The 19,822-nt window shown below is 52.5% G+C and carries 13 protein-coding genes; 11 read left to right on the top strand and 2 right to left on the bottom strand.

All coding sequences use genetic code 11. The annotated features are described in order from the left end of the window. Positions 1-747 precede the first annotated feature (747 nt). The 10 genes from sat (at position 748) to lpxC (ending at position 13,620) form a co-directional block, all read left to right on the top strand. Entirely contained in the window at positions 748-2,034 is a 1,287-nt protein-coding gene (sat, locus tag ACYQ15_RS13105; protein WP_459939584.1) for a sulfate adenylyltransferase, read from the top strand. Positions 2,035-2,133: 99 nt separating this feature from the next. Continuing rightward, positions 2,134-2,637 carry an adenylyl-sulfate reductase subunit beta gene (aprB, locus tag ACYQ15_RS13100; RefSeq protein WP_459937956.1) on the top strand — a complete coding sequence of 168 codons (504 nt, stop codon included), beginning with the start codon at positions 2,134-2,136 and terminating at the stop codon, positions 2,635-2,637. A gap of 72 nt (positions 2,638-2,709) precedes the next feature. Further along, the gene (gene aprA / locus ACYQ15_RS13095; RefSeq protein WP_459937955.1) at positions 2,710-4,692 is read left to right on the top strand and encodes an adenylyl-sulfate reductase subunit alpha; all 1,983 of its coding nucleotides are present in this window, start codon (positions 2,710-2,712) and stop codon (positions 4,690-4,692) included. A 188-nt stretch (positions 4,693-4,880) separates the two neighbouring features. Then, complete coding sequence (locus tag ACYQ15_RS13090) at positions 4,881-6,128, top strand: FAD-dependent oxidoreductase (RefSeq protein WP_459937954.1); 1,248 nt, start codon at positions 4,881-4,883, stop codon at positions 6,126-6,128. Positions 6,129-6,131: 3 nt separating this feature from the next. Then, positions 6,132-8,417 (top strand): hydrogenase iron-sulfur subunit, encoded by a 2,286-nt coding sequence (locus tag ACYQ15_RS13085; protein WP_459937953.1) that lies wholly within the window; start codon positions 6,132-6,134, stop codon positions 8,415-8,417. 13 nt (positions 8,418-8,430) lie between these two features. Further along, positions 8,431-9,606 (top strand): quinone-interacting membrane-bound oxidoreductase complex subunit QmoC, encoded by a 1,176-nt coding sequence (gene qmoC, locus ACYQ15_RS13080; RefSeq protein ID WP_459937952.1) that lies wholly within the window; start codon positions 8,431-8,433, stop codon positions 9,604-9,606. Between the two features lie 126 nt (positions 9,607-9,732). Continuing rightward, positions 9,733-9,948: a 50S ribosomal protein L31 gene (rpmE, locus tag ACYQ15_RS13075; RefSeq protein WP_459937951.1), complete on the top strand. Its 216-nt coding sequence runs from the start codon at positions 9,733-9,735 to the stop codon at positions 9,946-9,948. Between the two features lie 92 nt (positions 9,949-10,040). After that, the gene (gene prfA / locus ACYQ15_RS13070; protein ID WP_459937950.1) at positions 10,041-11,120 is read left to right on the top strand and encodes a peptide chain release factor 1; all 1,080 of its coding nucleotides are present in this window, start codon (positions 10,041-10,043) and stop codon (positions 11,118-11,120) included. A 2-nt stretch (positions 11,121-11,122) separates the two neighbouring features. Beyond that, on the top strand, positions 11,123-11,989 hold the full coding sequence (prmC, locus tag ACYQ15_RS13065) for a peptide chain release factor N(5)-glutamine methyltransferase (RefSeq protein ID WP_459937949.1): 867 nt from the start codon (positions 11,123-11,125) through the stop codon (positions 11,987-11,989). Between the two features lie 698 nt (positions 11,990-12,687). Continuing rightward, positions 12,688-13,620: a UDP-3-O-acyl-N-acetylglucosamine deacetylase gene (lpxC, locus tag ACYQ15_RS13060; protein ID WP_459937948.1), complete on the top strand. Its 933-nt coding sequence runs from the start codon at positions 12,688-12,690 to the stop codon at positions 13,618-13,620. A gap of 464 nt (positions 13,621-14,084) precedes the next feature. Here lpxC and amrB read toward each other — a convergent pair whose 3' ends face one another. Further along, positions 14,085-14,891: an AmmeMemoRadiSam system protein B gene (gene amrB / locus ACYQ15_RS13055; protein WP_459937947.1), complete on the bottom strand. Its 807-nt coding sequence runs from the start codon at positions 14,889-14,891 to the stop codon at positions 14,085-14,087. A 606-nt stretch (positions 14,892-15,497) separates the two neighbouring features. Continuing rightward, positions 15,498-17,846, bottom strand: a complete 2,349-nt coding sequence (locus ACYQ15_RS13050) for a DUF4214 domain-containing protein (protein WP_459937946.1) — start codon at positions 17,844-17,846, stop codon at positions 15,498-15,500. Positions 17,847-19,482: 1,636 nt separating this feature from the next. Here ACYQ15_RS13050 and groES point away from each other — a divergent pair. Next, positions 19,483-19,773 (top strand): co-chaperone GroES, encoded by a 291-nt coding sequence (groES, locus tag ACYQ15_RS13045; protein ID WP_092117065.1) that lies wholly within the window; start codon positions 19,483-19,485, stop codon positions 19,771-19,773. Positions 19,774-19,822: the final 49 nt, after the last annotated feature.

The following is a 19,822-nucleotide window of genomic DNA, read 5'->3' as shown; positions in this document are numbered from 1 at the left end:
TCATTAGACCAATCCCTCGCATCTGGTTTCTTTTGTGCATCTAATTTTCCGAAATTAATGATGATTAATGTCCTGCTCGCGCCATGTGAACACGTTTTGGGGATCCATGTCCTGGGAAAAGCACTCGACACGTCAGATGTGACGGCATGGCTCTGAATGTTTGTTTTTTCTTGTTAAGCTCGATATTTATCACAAAAACATCCTGCCATCGTCAAAGTTAAGGTAAATATTACCTGTTGCGGAAAGAAAAGGGGTTGAAAAAGAAAATATAATCGGGTAGGGAGGCACATCTGTAATGTAAATACCAAATCCAAATGTCCTTGGCAGCCAGGCGTCATGGCGAGTAACCGTTTGCGTGACGCCATTTTCATGTGCCGGACTTGTTTTCCTTCATTTTACGTTTTCTGCGACCCAAAGGGCATCTTCAGCGTGACGGCATTTTTTCGGGATTTTTTGGAATGAGCCAATTCCAACGGTACCCTGCTATCCAAAACAGTTTTCAGGCAATGATCTGCCTATTCGTCTTTTTTTCTTGTTTATTCAAGGGATTGACCCACCATTTGCCCGCAAAGGCTCAGGCGGTTAGTCATTGATTTTTCTGATCTTGACACTTTAAGACGAGCTTGTTAAATATTGCACAAGCTTTTTCAAGATGGAAAGGAAGTTGTTCGTGAGATGCCCACTTTCGCATCTCGGAAATAATCACCTTCAACCCAATACTGGAATAGGAGACGAAAAATGACGCAAATGACTGGTTTAGTGCCGCCGCATGGTGGCAAGGGACTTACCGAACGCCTGCTCCAGGGCGCGGAACTGGAAGCTGAGAAGAAAAAGGCCCAGGGACTGAAGAAAATCGAGTTGGCTCCTCGTGAAAAGGGCGACGTTCTGATGATGGGCATCGGCGCTTTCAGCCCCTTGACCGGTTTCATGGGCAAGGCTGACTGGAAGAGCGTTTGTGAAAAAATGCTGCTGTCCGACGGGACCTTCTGGCCCATTCCCGTGACCCTCTCCGTCTCCAAGGAAGATGCCGACGCCATCAAGGAAGGCGACGAGATTGCTTTGTACGATTCCAAGTACGATGAAATCCTGGCCACCATGAAGGTCGACGAGAAGTACGAAATGACCGAGGCCGACAAGAAGTTCGAGTGCGAGAAGATCTTCATGGGCGAAGGCACCAAGACCCCCGAAGATTTCTGGAAAGTGCACGGCGAAGATCCGCATCCGGGAGTGGACATGGTCATGGCGCAGAAGCCCGTGAACCTGGCCGGCAATATCAAGGTTCTCTCCGAGAGCCACTACCCCAAGACCTATGCCGGCGTGTACATGCGTCCGTCCGAATCCCGCAAGGCTTTCGAAGAGCGTGGGTGGAAGAAAGTCGCCGCCCTGCAGCTGCGCAACCCCATGCACCGCTCCCACGAATTCCTGGCCAAGATCGCCATTGAAGTCTGCGACGGCGTGTTCATTCACTCCCTGGTCGGCAATCTGAAGCCCGGCGACATCCCCGCCGAATGGCGCGTGAAATGCATCAACACTCTGATCGAAAACAACTTCGTGCCGAAGAACGTGGTTCACGGAGGGTATCCCATGGACATGCGTTACGCCGGTCCCCGGGAAGCCCTGCTGCACGCCACCTTCCGTCAGAATTTCGGCATCTCCGACATGATCATCGGTCGCGACCATGCCGGCGTGGGTGACTACTACGGCATGTTCGAAGCCCAGACCATCTTCGAGAAGATTCCCTACGCCACCGAAGCCTGCCCCACCCCCGGCCAGGCATTGCTCTGCAAGCCCATGAAGATCGACTGGACCTTCTACTGCTTCAAGTGCGACGGCATGGCCTCCCTGCGCACCTGCCCGCACAGCAAGGAAGACCGCGTAATTCTGAGCGGCACCAAGTTGCGCAAGCTGCTCTCCGAAGGCGGCGAGGTTCCGGATCACTTCGGCCGGGACGAGGTTCTCGTGATTCTGCGCGAGTACTACGCCAGCCTGACCGAAAAGGTCGAGATCAAGATGCACAAGGCCGCCGCCGGCTGATCCAGTTCATTCACTCAGCCATACAGCCGGGAACATGGTTCCCGGCTGTTCATATAGGCTTGATTGGTTTTAACACTACAACATTGAGGAGGACGTATTATGCCTACTTTTGTCAATCCGGAGAAATGTGACGGTTGCAAGGGTGGTGAGAAGACAGCATGTATGTACATCTGTCCGAACGACCTGATGATCCTGGATGCCCAGGAAATGAAAGCGTTCAACCAAGAGCCTGATGCCTGCTGGGAATGTTATTCCTGCGTGAAGATCTGCCCCCAGGGCGCCATTGAAGCCCGCCCCTACGCCGACTTCGCCCCCATGGGCGGCACCAGCATTCCGCTGCGTTCCGGCGATGCCATCATGTGGACCATCAAGTTCCGCAACGGCAACATCAAGCGTTTCAAGTTCCCCATCCGGACCACGGCTGAAGGTTCGATCAAGCCGTACGAGGGCAAGCCTGAAGTCGGCGATCTGGAAAACGAGCTGCTCTTCACCGAGACCGAGCTGAAGAAGCCCGGTGAAGCTGTGAACAAGCAGTACGAGTTCAAAGATGCCGAGCTGACCCAGTGCTGGTTCGAGCCGACCTGTGAGCCCGGCAATCGCTAAGCCGATTCGCTCCTGGTGTCGTGGTTTTCAGGAAAATTCGAACTTGAATAATTCTTTAAGGAGGTTTTGAAGATGACTGTAATTCCTTCCAAAATTGCCCCTCAAGGTGTACCGATTTCCGAACCGGAAGTTGTAGAAATCGAAAAAGACGTGCTGATTATCGGCGGCGGCATGGCTGCTTGCGGCACTGCCGTTGAGATCAAGCCCTGGGCCGACAAGCACAACGTGAGCTATATCCTGGTTGACAAGGCCGCTCTGGAGCGCTCCGGCGCTGTTGCCCAGGGCTTGTCCGCCATCAACACCTATCTTGGCGACAACTCCCCGGACGACTACGTACGCATGGTCCGTACCGACCTGATGGGCGTTGTCCGCGAAGACTTGATCTTCGACCTGGGCCGCCACGTTGACGATTCCGTGCACCTGTTCGAAGAGTGGGGCCTGCCCTGCTGGGTCAAGGAAGGCGAACACAACCTGGACGGCGCTCAGGCCAAGGCCAAGGGCCTGTCCCTGCGCACCGGCGCCAAGCCGGTTCGTTCCGGTAAGTGGCAGATCATGATCAACGGCGAATCCTACAAGGTTCTCGTTGCCGAAGCCGCCAAGAACGCCATTGGCCAGGACAACTACCTGGAGCGCATCTTCGTGGTGAAGCTGCTTTTGGACGCCAACACCCCGAATCGGGTTGCCGGCGCCGTGGGCTTCTCCCTGCGCGAAAACAAGGTCTACATCTTCAAGTGCAACGCCTGCCTCGTGGCCAGCGGCGGCGCGGTGAACGTGTACCGCCCCCGTTCCGTTGGTGAAGGAAAAGGCCGCGCCTGGTACCCTGTCTGGAACGCCGGTTCCGGCTACACCCTGGTCGCTCAGGCCGGCGGTGAAATGACCATGATGGAAAACCGGTTCTGCCCGGCTCGTTTCAAGGACGGTTACGGACCGGTCGGCGCCTGGTTCCTGCTGTTCAAGGCCAAGGCCGTCAACGCTTTGGGCGAAGACTACTGCGTGACCAACGACGACATGATCAAGTCCTATCGCGAGAAGGGTTATGCTCGTGGTCACATCATCCCCACCTGTCTGCGCAACCACATGATGCTGGAAGAAATGCAGGCCGGACGTGGTCCGATCTACATGGACACCGCCACTGCTCTGCAGACCACCTTCGCCACCCTGGACAAGAAGCAGCAGAAGCACCTTGAGTCCGAGGCCTGGGAAGACTTCCTCGACATGTGCGTGGGTCAGGCCAACCTGTGGGCCTGCTTGAACATTGAGCCTGAAAAGGTTGGTTCCGAAATCATGCCCACGGAACCCTACCTGTTGGGTTCGCACTCCGGTTGCTGCGGCATCTGGTGCTCCGGTCCGGACGAGGACTGGGTTCCTGACAGCTACAAGATCAAGGCCGACAACGGCAAGGTGTACAACCGCATGACCTCGGTCAACGGCCTGTTCATCGCCGGTGACTGCGTCGGCGCTTCCGGACACAAGTTCTCCTCCGGTTCCCATGCCGAGGGCCGCATTGCCGCCAAGCAGCTGGTGCGCTGGGTTGTGGACCACAGGGACTACAAGCCCACCATCAAGGAAACGGCTGATGACCTGAAGAAGATGATCTACAAGCCGTACTACAACTACGAAGCCGGCAAGGCTGCTTCCACGGATCCGGTCGTCAACCCGATGTACATTACTCCCCGCAACTTCATGGATCGTCTGATGAAGTGCACGGACGAGTACGGCGCCGGTACCTCCACCTACTACCGCACCTCCGCGAAGCTGTTGGAAACCGGCATGAAGCTTCTGGACATGCTGGATGAAGACTCCCACAAGCTGGCCGCCCGCGACCTGCACGAACTGCTGCGTTGCTGGGAGCAGTATCACCGCCTGTGGACCGTCCGTCTGCACATGCAGCACATTCAGTTCCGTACGGAAACCCGTTACCCCGGTTTCTACTATCGCACCGACTTCCCCGAGTTGAACGACGAAGAGTGGAAGTGCTTCACCAACTCCAAGTACGATCCGGTTGAAAAGAAGACCACCTTCTACAAGGTGCCTTTGATCCAGATCATTCCGTAAATCACGGATTCGAGCTGCGGGCCGCAAGGCCCGCAGCTTTCTCATTCTGTCTTACCGGCAAGTCGACTGCCTCTGGTTTCAATCTCGGTTTCAGGCATGAGCGTATCGCAACTTTCATGATTGAGGCCGAGGTTTAGGCTATTTATAGACCTGGTGCCCGGTGTCAGGCAAACTGTACGGAGGAAACTATGGAACATTCAGGAATACTTGTCGTGGGAGGCGGCTTCAGCGGAATTACCGCCGCGTTGGAAGCAGCCGAGGTTGGACATGAGGTGTTTATTGTTGAAAAAAATTCGTACCTGGGTGGACGAGTCTCCCAGTTGAATCAATATTTTCCCAAACTCTGTCCTCCTTCCTGCGGCCTGGAAATCAATTATCAGCGGATCAAGAACAATCCCAACGTCAAGTTTTTTACCATGGCCGAGGTCGGTGCAATCACGGGGTCTCCTGGAAACTATACTGCCACGATCAAGATCAAGCCTCGTTTCGTGAACAACAACTGTGTCGCTTGCAACAAGTGTACGGAAGTCTGTCCTGTGGAAACGGACGCTGAATTTGATTACGGCCTGCAGAAACGCAAGGCGATCTATCGGCCTCATCTTTCCTCCTTTCCGTTGCGTTATGTTGTTGATCCGGAAACGTGTCTCGGCAAGAGCTGTTCCAAGTGTGTTGAAGTATGTGCCTACGATGCCGTGGACCTGGATGAAAAGGATAAAGAGATCACCCTGAACGTCGGCGCGGTAATCTGGGCAACCGGATGGAAGCCATACGACGTGGAAAAGCTGGAAATTCTCGGCGGCGGTAAAATCAAGAACGTCATCACGAATATGCAGATGGAACGCCTGGCCAGTCCCAGCGGGCCGACCAACGGTCAGATCACGCGTCCTTCTGACGGCAAGGCACCCCAGCGCATTGCCTTTGTGCAGTGTGCCGGTTCCCGCGATGAAAGCCATCTCTCCTACTGTTCCTACATCTGCTGCATGGCGTCCTTGAAACAGGTTACCTATCTGCGTTCTCAGTACCCGGATGCGGAAATCGTGATCTACTACATCGACTTGCGGACGCCGGGTCGATACGACAAATTTTTGCAGAAGATCCGTGAGGACGAAAAGGTGCTCATGGTCAAGGGCAAAGTGGCGCAGGTGGTCGAAGACGGCGGCAGCGGGGATGTTCTGGTCACAGCCGAGGACATCGTCGGTGGTCTGAAAAAGGAAGAACGATACGACATGGTTGTCCTGGCGACCGGCATGCAGCCCAGCGTTGCCGGGCAAACCCTGCCCCTGGATCTCCAGCAGGATGACGAAGGGTTCTGCAACACCCTTGAAGCCGGCATCACTGCCGCGGGCTGTGCCAAGATGCCTCTGGACGTCATGCGATCGGCACAGACCGCGACCGGTGCGGCGCTGAAAGCAATTCAAACCGTGGTAGGGAGGTAAACAATGTCCAGCAAAATCGGTGTTTATATATGCGAAGGTTGCGACATTGGCCCTCAGTTGAATGCAGGGCAATTAGCTGAATTCGTGAAGAGTGAGTACGGCGGAAGCTGTCCGGTTGTGAAGACGTCGCCGGTATTGTGCAGCCAGGAAGGCAAGGCCCTGATCCAGTCCGACGTGGATGCGGATGCCATTGACAGCGTCGCTGTCTGTGCCTGTTCGCCCAGGGTGAAATGGGACATTTTCCGGTTTGGCGACAAAGCTGTCGTCGAACGTGTCAACCTGCGCGAGCAGTGTGTCTGGTCCTATATCAGACCCGAGGCTGACGCCACTGCTGAAGGCGAAATTCCGGAAACCCTGCGCATGATGGCCCAGGACTATATACGGATGGGCATTATCAAGCTCCAGAAGTACGTTGTGCCACAGGCGGAAATTCCGGAGGTCACCAAGTCGATTCTTGTTGTCGGAGGCGGCAATACAGGTCTGACCGCGGCGCTTGGCGGCGCAAATCTGGGATACGATGTCATTCTGGTGGAAAAAGAAGCCCAGCTGGGGGGATTCGCCGCAAAGATGTACAAGCAGGTTCCGTACTCTTACCCGTACACCCAGTCCATGCCCACCACCGTTGACAAGAAAATCAACGAGGTGATGGCCCATGAGAAGATCCGCGTCCTCACCAGTGCCACATTGAACAAGCTCGAAGGCGCCCCAGGCCAGTACACCGCGGTGATCGCCAACGGAAATGGTGAAGAGCGCCTGCCTGTCGGCTCAGTGGTTTTGGCTACTGGATGGAAACCCTATGATCCGGAAGCGCGGGTTGTTGAAGTTGAAGCGCCTTCGGAAGAAGCCAAGGACGACGTTGCAACGGAAGAAACTCCCGAGATCAAGAAAGGGGAGAATGTTCTCGCTCACATGGGTCTGGGAAGCTACACCAATGTCATCACCAACGTGGACATGGAGTTGATGGCCAAGAAGGGAGAGCTGTTGCGTCCTTCGGACGGACGCCCGGTCCAGTCCATTGCTTTTATTCAATGCGCCGGTCAGCGTTCCACCGAGGAAGGCCACCTGCCGTACTGTTCGTCCGTCTGCTGCATGGTGTCTTTGAAACAGGCCGGATACCTTCGCGAAAAGAACAAGGACGGCAAAGCGTTCATTATCTACAAGGACATGATCGTCCCAGGAGTGCAGGAGCTGTACTACAAGGCCGCCCAGGACGATCCCGGCATTTTCCTGACCAAGGGAGATGTGGCTGAAGTCAAGGAAGATGCCGACGGAGGCATCATTATCAAGGCCCAGAACACCCTGCTTGGTGAAGACCTTGAGATCAAGGTGGATGTTTTGGTACTGGCAACCGGCATGGTGCCCACCACCCTGGCCGATCCGGTGATCAACCTGGACTATCGCCAGGGACCTGCCTTCCCCGACCTGATGCTTTTCAACGGCTTTGCCGATTCGAACTACATCTGCTTTCCGTATGAGACCCGTCGCACCGGCGTCTACTCGGCCGGTTGCGTTCACCAGCCCATGCTGCTCGGCGCTGCCGAGGAAGACGCTTCGGGCGCAGTGCTCAAGGCGATCCAGTGCCTGGAGTCCATCAACCGCGGCATGGCTGTGCATCCCAGGTCCGGCGACATCTCCTTCCCCAAGTTCAACATGGTCCGCTGCACCCAGTGCAAACGGTGCACGGAAGAATGCCCCTTCGGCGCTCTGGACGATGATGAGAAGGGAACTCCGAAACCCAACCAGACACGCTGCCGGCGTTGCGGCACATGCATGGGCGCTTGCCCAGAGCGGGTCATCTCCTTTGAAGAGTACAACGTGGACATGATCGCTTCCATGATCAAGGAGAATGAGGTTCCCGACGACATCGACGAAGGCGGCCCGCGGGTCATCGTCTTCGTTTGCGAGAACGACGCCTATCCCGCCTTGGACATGGCGGCTTTCCAAGGCAAAAAGTGGTCGCCCTACGTCCGGTTCATCTCCGTGCGGTGTCTTGGTTCCATCAACAGCATCTGGATTGCCGACTCCATGTCCAAGGGCATTGACGGCGTTCTGCTGCTGGGCTGCAAGTACGGCGACGATTATCAGTGTCACTTTGCCAAGGGCAGCGAGCTTTGCAACAAGCGCATGGAAAACATCGCCGAGACTCTCGGCCGGTTGCAGCTGGAGCCGGAACGGGTGCAGCAGAAACAGGTTGCCATTGACGAGTATGACCTGATTCCCCAGATGATCGACGAGTTCATGAACCATATCATCGACGATATCGGCGCCAACCCCTACAAAGGCTTCTAGGAGGAGATTGAAGATGGCCCAAGTTAAACGCATTGATCCCGATCTGCGGTTTATCGAGGAAATGCAGGCTGCAGGCGGAGAATCACTGAAGAAATGTTATCAATGCGCCACGTGTTCCGTGGTCTGCCCGCTCTCGCCGGAAGACAATCCCTATCCGCGTAAAGAGATGATCTGGGCGCAATGGGGCTTGAAAGATAAGCTGGTTGGCGATCTGGACATGTGGCTCTGCCACAATTGCGGCACCTGCTCCGACCAGTGTCCCCGCGGCGCCAAACCCGCGGATCTGATGGCCGCTATGCGCAACATGGCTTATCAGAACATTGCGCAACCCACGATCATGGGCAAGTTCATGAGTTCGGCGAAATATTTACCCGTTCTGGCGGGCATCCCGGCTCTGATCTTTCTTCTGGCCTGGATAGCCTTCACCCCTGGCTTTCTTGGTTTCCCAGTTACCGCGGAAGGCGAAGTTCTGTACCGGCTGGTGTTCCCGCAAACCGCGTTCATTGACCCTCTGTTCGGGCTGATTGCCTTGGCTGTTGTGGTTATCTTCGTTCGCGGCATCCTGGCGCAAATAAAAACGTTCAATGATTCTCCACAGGCGCCCATCGGGGGTGTTCCCGTGAAAGATGTTCTTAAATCCTCATGGTTCGTGATCAAGGACGAGATCTTGTCGCACACCAGGTGGAAAGAATGCGGGAACGACAATACTGATCGGTATTTCGGCCATATGGGGATTTTCTTCGGGTTCGTCGGGCTGTTCATCGTCACTGCGTATGTCGGTGTTGCCTACTGGCTGGGTGTTTTTACCGGCTGGGATTTGATGACGCCCATGAGCTTGTGGAATCCCTTCAAGATTCTGGCGAACATCGCGTCCATTGCATTGATCGTCGGCTTGATTCTGGTGACCAAGCGCCGGCTGGACCTGGATGAGGGCAAGTTCAAGTCATCCTACTATGACTGGTATCTTCTCGGCGTGATCTGGGTTGTGACTCTTTCAGGCATGTTCAGCCAGCTGCTCCGCTTGGCCAATCTGCCCGGTGTCGCCTATCCAATGTACTACATTCACCTGGTGAGCATTTTCATGCTCTTTGCCTACCTGCCATGGTCCAAGTTGGCCCACATGGTGTATCGAACCATCGCACTCGGATATGCTCGACATATCGGCAGAGGTCCGAAGCCTCAAGTTTAACCTGTTCATTTTCCGTCTTAAAACCAGGGCCGAGCGGCCCTGGTTTTTTTTGTTCAACCTGCTCTTGTCAGTTCATCCGCGAGAGGATATTATACACGATTCAGCAAACGCATAAGGAGCCTTACCATGAAGAAAGAAATCCACCCCGAAATCAATAAGAAAAAGATCCATTGCGCCTGTGGCTTTGAAGTTGAGGCTTTGAGCACCCAACGCAATGATATCCAGGTCGAAATTTGTTCCAATTGCCACCCATTTTATACCGGAAAACAACGGTTCGTCGACACTGCCGGCCGTATTGACCGATTCAAGAAGAAGTACGCCGGCATGGCTGAAAAGAGCTAGGCAGCCGTTGATCTTCCATGGATCGATATTGCTGTTTACTTGCCAACCCTGTCTACTTCACGATGATGCCTGTGTCTTAGGGATGATTCACTATGTTCGCTAAACTTGAAAGCCTTCAGGACAAATACCAGGAACTGGAGCGGGAGCTCAGTTCCGCGGAGGTTTTCAATGATCAGTCCCGTTATCGTCAGCTGACGAAGCGCCATTCCGAATTGGGTGAAATTGTCTCCGTCTACCGTGACTACTCCCGCACCATGGCCGATTTGGAATCGAACAAGGAGCTCCTTGGCGACTCAGATCCTGAGATTCGAGAAATGGCTCGAGCTGAGTCGGAACTCCTTGATGCAAAAATTGAAGATCTGCAGCGGCAGCTGCAGATCCTTCTGCTTCCGAAAGATCCCCTTGACGAAAAGAACGTCATCCTTGAAATCCGGGCCGGAACCGGTGGTGATGAGGCTGCCCTGTTCGCTGCGGACCTCTTTCGGATGTACATGCGCTATGCCGAGCGCACTGGTCTGCGGACCGAGCTTATTCAAGCCAGTGAAAGCGGTACGGGCGGGTTCAAGGAAGTGATTGCGTCCATCTCCGGCGACAAGGCTTACAGTCGGCTGAAACATGAATCCGGAGTGCACCGCGTTCAACGCGTGCCGGCAACGGAATCCCAAGGCAGGATCCACACTTCCGCCGTGACCGTTGCCATCCTTCCGGAGGCCGAAGAAGTTGATGTTCATATCGACCCCAATGACGTTCGTACGGATGTCTATCGCTCATCCGGACCTGGCGGGCAAAGCGTCAACACCACGGATTCCGCCGTTCGAGTGACCCACATTCCCACAGGGCTTGTGGTGATCTGCCAGGATGAGAAGTCCCAGCACAAGAACCGGGCCAAGGCAATGACCGTACTCCGGTCCCGGCTGCTCAAGGCCAAGCAGGAGGAGCAGAAGCAATCCTACGACCAGAACCGGAAGAACCAGGTCGGCAGCGGGGACCGCTCCGAACGAATCCGGACTTACAACTACCCCCAAGGCCGGATCACCGACCATCGCATCAATCTGACGCTTTATCGACTGGAAGCTGTTGTTGAAGGAGAAATGGACGAACTGGTAAACGCGCTTGTCCAGCACTATCAAACCGAAGCCTTGAAGGCGGAAACCGAAGAAGTTGGACCTTGAGCATGTCCCCGACGCAGCTGACCCTGCGTGACATTTTGACAAAAAGCACGGATTTTTTAAGCCATAAACGGGTCGATTCGCCTCGATTAAGCGCGGAGCTGGTGGTAGCTCATGCTCTCGGAGTGAATCGACTCGATCTGTTTCTGGACCCGGACAAGCCACTCAGTGAAGACGAATTGGCCAAAATTCGACCGTTGCTCAAGAGACGCGGAACGGGTGAACCAATGGCCTACATTCTCGGAAACCGTGAATTTTACGGGCTGGATTTCCTCGTCACGAAAGACGTTCTCATTCCCCGTCCTGATACGGAATTGGGTGTCGACCTGGTCTTGAAAAACTTCCCCAAAGATCGCAATATTTATTTTGCGGATGTCGGTACCGGAAGCGGCGCTCTTGCCGTAACCCTGCTCACGAAATTTGCACATGGCCTGGCCATTGCCACGGACATGAGTTTCAGGGCTTTGGGCATAGCCAGATTAAATGCCGTGCGGCATGGCGTATCCCAGCGAATCATGACCGTCAAAGGCGACTTGCTGCGACATCTTGGCCCATCTTCCCTGGATTTTATCATCGCCAATCTGCCCTACATCGGAGAAGATGAAGCCCGGACGCTGAGTCCTGAAGTCATCGACTTTGAGCCCCGCCGGGCACTGATCGGGGGGCCGAAAGGGGACGAACTGTTTGCCCCGCTCCTGGATGATGCCATGGGGGTTTTGAAGAAAGGTGGATGTATTCTGTTGGAAACTGGTTCGACGCAGGCCAAGTCTGTTCAGGAGCAGATGCAACAGGTTTCCGCAAACTGGAAACAGATCCGGATTCATCAGGATCTTTCCGGATTGAACAGATTTGTAACTGCTTGGTGGGGCTAGTTTCTTCGCCTCCGGTGAGTTGATGTCCAGCTTGACTTGATTTCGCGGCCTTGCTGTTTTTTGGGTAAGGAATTGGCGAGCAACAGCGGGGTTCAGCGGTTTGCTGCATGCATCGTAACTACTCAGCTCATCCGAGAAAAATAGACTGGATACCGGCCTTCGCCGGTATGAGTTAACTTGGAAAGGAAGCGGTATGATGCGTCATTCCGGCGAAAGCCGGAATCCAGCTCTGGCGAGTGACCACAGAGTATGTGCTGAATAGTTACCATGCATAAGATGATTGACTCTGGGACACTCGAACATGGGAGTGGGCAAATACCTGCAGACCTGAGCAAGGCCCGGATGTCCTTCAGAGATCGTTTTAATGGTAAGCTACTCAATTCATCCGAGAAAAATCGGACTGGATACCGGCCTTCGCCGGTATGACTTAACTTTGAAAGGACGTGGTATGATACGTCATTCCGGCGAAAGCCGGAATCCAGCTTTTGAGTGATCAGAGTATGTGCTGAATAGTTACGTTTAATGTTGTTTTGTTCACGACACCCAGCGACCCATTGTTGTTCAAAAAAACACAAATTAGTTGTAAAAGCAACATTCCTCAGGTTGCTATGGCTTTAAATGTTCTTATCATTTCAATGGCTTGAAATCTTTTCCGCGTGGGCATTATCATTGCATGGCGGGTTTTATAAGGAGTCCGTATGACCTGCCAAAAAACAATCAAGCGTTCCATTCAGTGTTCGGGTATCGGTTTGCATAAAGGTCGCAAAGTCCGGCTGGTACTTCGTCCCGCAGCTGAAGATACGGGGATAGTGTTCGCCTTGCACGGCGTGGATGGTGTGCGCTTTCACAGTCCTACCGCGGATGCCGTGGTCGAGACGACCATGGCCACCACGCTTGGATTTGACGGGCATCGACTGGCCACGGTCGAACATCTTCTGGCAGCTGTACGGGGCCTGGAAATCGACAATTTGCACGTCGAGGTGGAAGGGGACGAAGTGCCGATCATGGACGGCAGTTCGGCATCCTTTATTTTTTTGTTGCGGGCAGCGGGCTTTCGCCGCCAAAGCAAACCCCGTCGCATTCTAACTTTAAAAAAGCCGATTCATTTTCAGCAGGATGGCAAATGGATCAAGGCAAGTCCCTCTGACCGGTTGACCGTCGACTACACCATCAATTTCAGTCATCCCCTGGTTGGAACACAAAAATTTTTCGTGGATTGCAATCCTGAGAATTTTACCCGGGATATCGCCAAGGCACGAACTTTCGGGTTCATGCGGGAAGTGGAATACCTGCGCCGTAACGGCTTGGCGCTTGGCGGATCACTGGATAATGCCGTTGTTCTGGACGAATACGGCGTCATCAATTCCGACGGATTACGTTTTCCGGATGAATTTGTGCGTCATAAGATCTTGGATTTCATCGGCGATCTCTTTGTTCTCGGAATGCCCATGAATGGCGACTTCGAGGTTTATTGCTCGGGACACGCATTGAACAACGCATTTGTCCGCTATCTGGTGGATAATCGGAACGAGTACCTGGAACTGGACGAGTCCGGTGAGCAGGCCATGGCAGAGGAAGCTTTTTTTCCATCTCCGGTGCAGGCTCCAGCTACATCCCAGATCTGGAATTGAATCATGTTGCCGAACAGGCAACGACCATTTCTTTCCTTAAACGTACATTCTCCTCCCGATGCCGGTGCTCAGCGGCGGGCTTTTGATTTTGCGGCTTCGAGTTTTTGATGGAGCCGGCACGTCAAATCAGAACCAGTCGCCTGAAGTACCTTTTCGGCAACTGTTCAGAATGCTGCTGTTGCCACGTTGATATCGGAGTCGGTATCGGTATCGGGATCGGGATCGGGATCGAAAGCAAAGCCATGTGCAGGCTCCTCAACGTTTGAAAAACGATTCCGATCCCGATTCCGATTGTTGGAGGCAGATCGCACAACGTGTGCTGAGTAGTTGCAATCATTATATGATGCCGTAAAACAGCTCGAAGGAGTATGCTAGCTAGGCCGCAATGCCACGGGGCGTTCTTGGCAGTATCGTAACAAGCTTCCTTCTTTCCCGCACAAGTCGAGTGGTGTCGGGGTTGCCAATCAGGTGATCACGACACCCGCATATCCCACGACCTGAGAAAATTCCCCACTCACATCTCCCGATGTTCCATAGGCGATAATTTTGGCCTTGGATCCGCCCATGCTGTTGACCATGGCCATACCAATGGTCATCGGCAACACGCCGCACATACTGATATTCCCAGATCGAACGGTTGAATAAAATTTTGCAGGATCCAGTTCCAGAATTGCGTTCAAGGCAAGATTATCCTTGAGTTTAGCCTGTTCCGCGGAAATGAAGTGGCTCATGTCCGAGCTGACCACAATCATGACCGGAGCAGGCCATTGACTGAGCACGTCAGCCAAGTCCTGACCAATCGCCAGCAGATTGTCCAGCTTGGGAGCGGAAACGGCCAGGGGGACAATCCGGATATCGGGTTTCAAGACAAAGAGAAAAGGCAAGATCACTTCCAGGGAATGCTCCTGGTAATGCGCTTGGTAGTCGGCTGTTGTCGCAGGGATGCTGTCGAGAATGGATTGGGCGAGCTGGGTGTCCACATCCAGATGCGCGCCGGGAAGGAGCCAGCGCCCAGAAGGCCATACGGCAAAGGAAGCTCCCATGCCCGTATGATTCGGCCCCAAAAGCAAAACTGTTTCTGGTAAGGATACGGACGACAATGTCTTCCCGGCTATTGCCCCGGAATAGGAGTAACCGGCATGCGGAACCATGGCCAGAAGCGCCTGCTCTCTCTGGATACTCCCGGAGTCAAGATAACCGCGGACTTCCGATTCCCATGCCGATCTTGTGCCGGGGTAGAATCTCCCCGCAACGATATGTGGTCGATCCATAAAACAATCCTTTGTTTTTGTGAGCACGTTGAAGAATTTGATCGTAATGCTCAATAAATAGCTGCAGGCATGGTTTGGATGCCCGCCTTCGCGAGCATGACGTCTTGAAAAGCGTTTTCTCAATCAAATCGTTCCTGAGAAAGCGGGAATCAAGTGTCCAGGTGACACGCAGGCTGCGCCTGACCTTTTAGTGCAGTTACATCAGATGCGTAGAAAACTTCCTGGTTAATCAGGATCATTAGTAACTCCTCAGCAAGATCGAATAGGGGAGGATCGGTGCGTATTCCAAAGCCGACCAAGGAGTCGAGAGTTTAAAAATGAAACAAGCGGACCGCAGTTGAATTTACGATTTTTTTTATTAAATCTTCTCGAAATTGCCAGATGAAGTCAAAGATATTTCGACTGGAAAGGGCGTCAGCCTGATGATTCTAAAAAGTGAATCAGAATATTACAAGAAACGTGGGTAGTTTTCAGACATGCACTTCCCCCACCTCCATCATCGAAAAAAGGCTGGGCTGCGATCATAACCGGCCATTTCCATCCCTCAAAACAAAAAAGGCCTCCACATGGGAGGCCTTAATTTTCTTATCGTGTAAAATTCGTCAATTACAGCATCTGATCCACTCTGGCCTTGGCCATGTCCACCGTCGCCGAATCACTTGTTACCTTTTCTAGAGCCTGCCTGGCCAGATCAAGATCGCTGTTCTGCCACGTCCGCCCGCTAGCCCCAAAACGCTGGGCAAAATACTCGGCCACCTGCACCTTATTCCGAATTGTGTGCCAGTCCGTGCTGTCCGCCTGGATGGCCGCGTAGATCATGTTGCCGATGACTGCGCCGGGGCTTGTCCGTCCCAAGCGTAACTCATTAACCCAGTACTGAGCGCCCGTATCGCTGGAAGGCACTTGCCGGTTCAGGAGATTTTCGTATACGGACAGAACAAAATCCAGCCGTTCCATGTCTGAGGCGTTAAACGGAGAGGCGAAATATGAGTACATGGCCTTAGCCTCAGCGGACAAGGCGAAGTTCTCGGCTACTGCCGGAATGTCCAACACACCTTCGGATACGCGGTCCATCCAATAGGTCAAGCCGGCAGGATCGGCGGCTCGGTTCCAGTAGGCCACATAAAAGGCAATGATCCATTGCCTGTCATCGGAAATTTCTTGACTGTCCGGCAGTCCTGACCGCGGAGTGATCAGGCGGCCGTCAGGCAGTCTAAGCGGCTGGTAGAGATCGTCGGATACCAAGGTGAAGCGTGCCTCTTCATTTAGTCGGATCGGCTGTTCTCCGTAATTGACCAAGTCAGTGTCGGTGCCAGCCACTAGATGAAACGTTCCACTTCCAGTTCCAATGATTCGGACTTCGTACTGTCCTGTAGGCACGGATACAAAGTTTACGAACGTACCGTCATCGTTGTTCACATGCGAGGACTCTGCACCAGGAATCTCGTTGACAACACTCCCGTTTGGAAGGCGGCCCACGCGTCGACCACTAGAGTCAATAATGACTGGTAATGCTGGAGAGTACGTCAATAATCTGGTTTTTCCGGAGCCTTTGAGAATATCTGGCAATTCAGAATGACCGGTAGGGTAGTATCCCCCATCACTGCCTGTTGTCGGATACTCTCCTGGCCAAGGGTTGCCGATTCTCCAGTCCAGAAGAGGATCAGCAAAAAAGGTGAAAGCCCACGCAGTGGCTCTCCATGCCTCCTTTTTTTGATTATACCATGGTTCCAGGACAAATCCAGAAACCCAGTCGGTTCCGTGAGGATAGATAGCTACAGCCACATGGATCAAGCTTGTTCCATCGCTGATTGGACCATAATCCACGCCAGCCATCATCAAACGACGTTCTTTTTGGACACTGAATCGAAAAGAATTGAGGAATCTCAGAGTGAGCATCGCTTGCGATGAGCAGGTGAACTGATTGAAATTAGCATATCCTTCTCGCCACGACATCAAGTTGACCTTTGGCCCCTTGGGCCACCAAAGGCTCTTGATCCGTGGATCACTGTCGACACCGTTAGGCTGCCCTGGATTGTTGGTCATCCATTCCTGAATGATCCTGGTGATGTTTTCTTGGACTTGAGCAGGGGAAACATTGTACTTGGATAGGGTAACGCTACGTGAGACTTCAGCCCGTTCTCCTTCAGCCGTTGCCTGTGCCACGATGCGCCAATCGCCAACACTCGCACAAGCAGTGAAGAAGGCTCTCCATTCAGCATGGCCGAGAGCATCAGTGACCAAAGTTTGCTGGCCATACTCCTTTCCGTTCGGACTGAAGATCCTTAAATATACCGCTGCCCCTGAAACTTCGGCTTTTCCCTTAAATACCTGTGCAACAATTTCCAAATCATCGCCCTGTCTGAATTCCTGACCATCTTGCAGGCTAATAATTACATCCAGTCCGTCACCATCAGCGTAGGTAAAATTCCTCCTGCCTATTTCTGTGCCATCAATCAAAACAACCTGAAGGTATTCGCCTTGATCGAGAAGATTAGCGCGAATATCCTTAGTACCCTGGTTATAGACGTGGTTTCTGGAACCAACACTGTACTCAATCACCCCTGACCATGTTTCGCTGTGAACAAGTCTGTTGTCACGAGTACTGTAGAACCTGCTTTCAATTTGGAATGGAATACTCACATCCTCAGTAATGCATCTAAAAATACCATCATTTGAAGAAGCGGCATTTCTGAGCACAGTGGAAAAGAAAAAACGTCCTACGAACAAATCGTCGCCTTCATGAAACCTTAGGACAAACCCTGTCGTGTTTTGAACAGGATCAACTTGACTGAGTCCCAGATCCCAGAACCCAATATTTTGCGGACATCCAGAAAAATGCTGCCCTTTTGCCGTCGCGGTAAATCCAAGAAGCAGTATACCTGTGAGAATTGCGAAAATCAGGGAATTCATCATCATTTTTTTTGATAACACACCAATTTTTGAAGTATCCATGCGTGCCCTCCCCGTTAAACAGTTAATCGAGACTTTCTCGCAAATAGGCTCAGACCAACATTCTTGTCACCAGATATCGAAGTACCTTTGAGTAGACCCTTTTTCATGTTTATGCTCAAATCTTCGTTTTTAGAGGGGCTCCTTATTGCTTCAAACCACAAGATCATCAGATTTTCAGCCGACTCTCTTCCGTTTGTCCTTTGCTATTGTTCCGCGGCTGAAAGATTGATCAAGGCCTAAAGACAATACCTATCAGGAAGGTGAGGATTGTCATAAATCTGTTTTTCATGTCGTGCTCAGACTCAATGGTTGATATGCGTTGATTTAACTTTGATATTTAACCAAAGGCCCGCCTCAGCCGAACAAGCCGAAGCGGGCAAAGTGGATTCCATTTCAACGGCAGAAACCAGCATGAAGGGTTATAATTTGAAGATAGTGCGGAGGAAGACAAATTAGGGTCCAGATTTTGGCTAGTTGTGTGAGGTTCACCCGTTAGAGCAGCTTCCTGTTATATTATTTGCTATCTTCCATGGGAAATTGTGTCAAGACCAATCTGGAATAGCGCGAATCGGACTACCAATCTTCCAAGTCTTTCAAATTCAATGACACAGAAGGTTCTCTGCCAGACGCTGCTTGGCTAAAGATCAAAGAACGGAACTGCAATTTCAAAATGATTACGGTAGATATCAGAGTGAGTTAGGGGGTTCGGAATGTTTCATAGTACAGATGGCTACTTCTCGGCATCGTTATGGATGCTACCAAAAAGAAGGCCGCCCTCATGCTAGACTAGCCATGGTCTTGAGCAAAAGTCAGGAGCGTCAGTGGGATTCCATGGAACAGAGGTTTCTGATCAGAGACCTGACGAGCCGATTCGAATGGATCATAAAAATCAACCAATTGTGGGATCCTGACAAAAGACTGTGCTGCTGTGTCGTCAACTTGGTGAACGATGGCTGGCTTGGTCCGGCAGTCAATCAAGCGAAAGCAGGGTGAAATAGCGTAGCATTTCTGGCAGTTAGCTGTGAAAAAGGTAACTGCTAAATAAGGCAGGGCACCAACCACCGCGGATCCGTGCTGCCTGGATACCGGCCTGCCCCGGTATGACGGAATGGAGTGCCTCGATAGCGAGTTCTCTCGGTCGTCACCCCGGCGCAGGCCGGGGTCCAGGTGTTTTTGTGTGGGTCAGTGGCCCGGAGTTATTGAGCAGTTACAGAAAAAGTGACATGCGGCCGTTCGCCCTCGAATCCTTTTGCAGAAACAGATCAGAGTTTGCCTGACGATGAGGATACTCATGTAGGAGTTAAGCTGTTTTGCAATCGAGATTTCTCGACGCAAAGTCATAAATTTGATGCTTCGCGAGTTGCGCGGCACGTGAAATTCACCGGCTTACTCCCATGAGAAAGTACGGTGTTCACTAGTCCTGATTTTATAATCGCAGTAAAATTTACAATTTGAATAAAAAAAATTGTTTTCATGACCATTTCTTATTTAACACACTCAAACAGAAAAAATTGTCTATTTTTGAGAAAATTCAAGGTTTGCAATTTTTGAGCATCCCGTTGATAAGCACCCCTGCTAGCACTCGCCGTTTGTGAGTGCTAGCAAAAAAACTACAAAAAAACTTTTGGAGGAAAAGATGAAATTGAAACCATTGAATGATCGTGTGCTGGTAAAGCGGCTTGAGGGTGAGGAAGTTACCAAGGGCGGCATTATCATCCCTGATTCCGCCAAGGAAAAGCCCATGAAGGGTGAAGTCATCGCCGTGGGCCCGGGAAAAGTCGGCGACGACGGGACGCGCACCAAGGTGGCGGTGGAAGCGGGCGACAAGGTGCTTTTCAACAAGTATGCCGGAACTGAAATGAAGGTGGACGGCGAAGAGTTCCTGGTCATGCGAGAGGACGACATTCTCGCGATTATCGAAGAGTAGTACCCGCTGACTAACCTGTCAGTCACGTTAACGATCAACCATCGCAAGG

The sequence above is a fragment of the Desulfonatronum parangueonense genome, from assembly GCF_054656975.1.
Note: the sequence above shows the minus strand (reverse complement) of the source record. Positions and strands in the feature narration are given on the sequence as shown.

Excerpts from the sequence above, each read along its gene's own strand:
- ACYQ15_RS13050 (WP_459937946.1), bottom strand. The coding sequence starts at position 17,846 with ATGGATACTTCAAAAATTGGTGTGTTATCAAAAAAAATGATGATGAAT.
- prmC (WP_459937949.1), top strand. The coding sequence starts at position 11,123 with ATGTCCCCGACGCAGCTGACCCTGCGTGACATTTTGACAAAAAGCACG.
- groES (WP_092117065.1), top strand. The coding sequence starts at position 19,483 with ATGAAATTGAAACCATTGAATGATCGTGTGCTGGTAAAGCGGCTTGAG.
- lpxC (WP_459937948.1), top strand. The coding sequence starts at position 12,688 with ATGACCTGCCAAAAAACAATCAAGCGTTCCATTCAGTGTTCGGGTATC.
- sat (WP_459939584.1), top strand. The coding sequence starts at position 748 with ATGACTGGTTTAGTGCCGCCGCATGGTGGCAAGGGACTTACCGAACGC.
- ACYQ15_RS13090 (WP_459937954.1), top strand. The coding sequence starts at position 4,881 with ATGGAACATTCAGGAATACTTGTCGTGGGAGGCGGCTTCAGCGGAATT.
- aprB (WP_459937956.1), top strand. The coding sequence starts at position 2,134 with ATGCCTACTTTTGTCAATCCGGAGAAATGTGACGGTTGCAAGGGTGGT.
- qmoC (WP_459937952.1), top strand. The coding sequence starts at position 8,431 with ATGGCCCAAGTTAAACGCATTGATCCCGATCTGCGGTTTATCGAGGAA.
- aprA (WP_459937955.1), top strand. The coding sequence starts at position 2,710 with ATGACTGTAATTCCTTCCAAAATTGCCCCTCAAGGTGTACCGATTTCC.
- rpmE (WP_459937951.1), top strand. The coding sequence starts at position 9,733 with ATGAAGAAAGAAATCCACCCCGAAATCAATAAGAAAAAGATCCATTGC.
- ACYQ15_RS13085 (WP_459937953.1), top strand. The coding sequence starts at position 6,132 with ATGTCCAGCAAAATCGGTGTTTATATATGCGAAGGTTGCGACATTGGC.
- amrB (WP_459937947.1), bottom strand. The coding sequence starts at position 14,891 with ATGGATCGACCACATATCGTTGCGGGGAGATTCTACCCCGGCACAAGA.
- prfA (WP_459937950.1), top strand. The coding sequence starts at position 10,041 with ATGTTCGCTAAACTTGAAAGCCTTCAGGACAAATACCAGGAACTGGAG.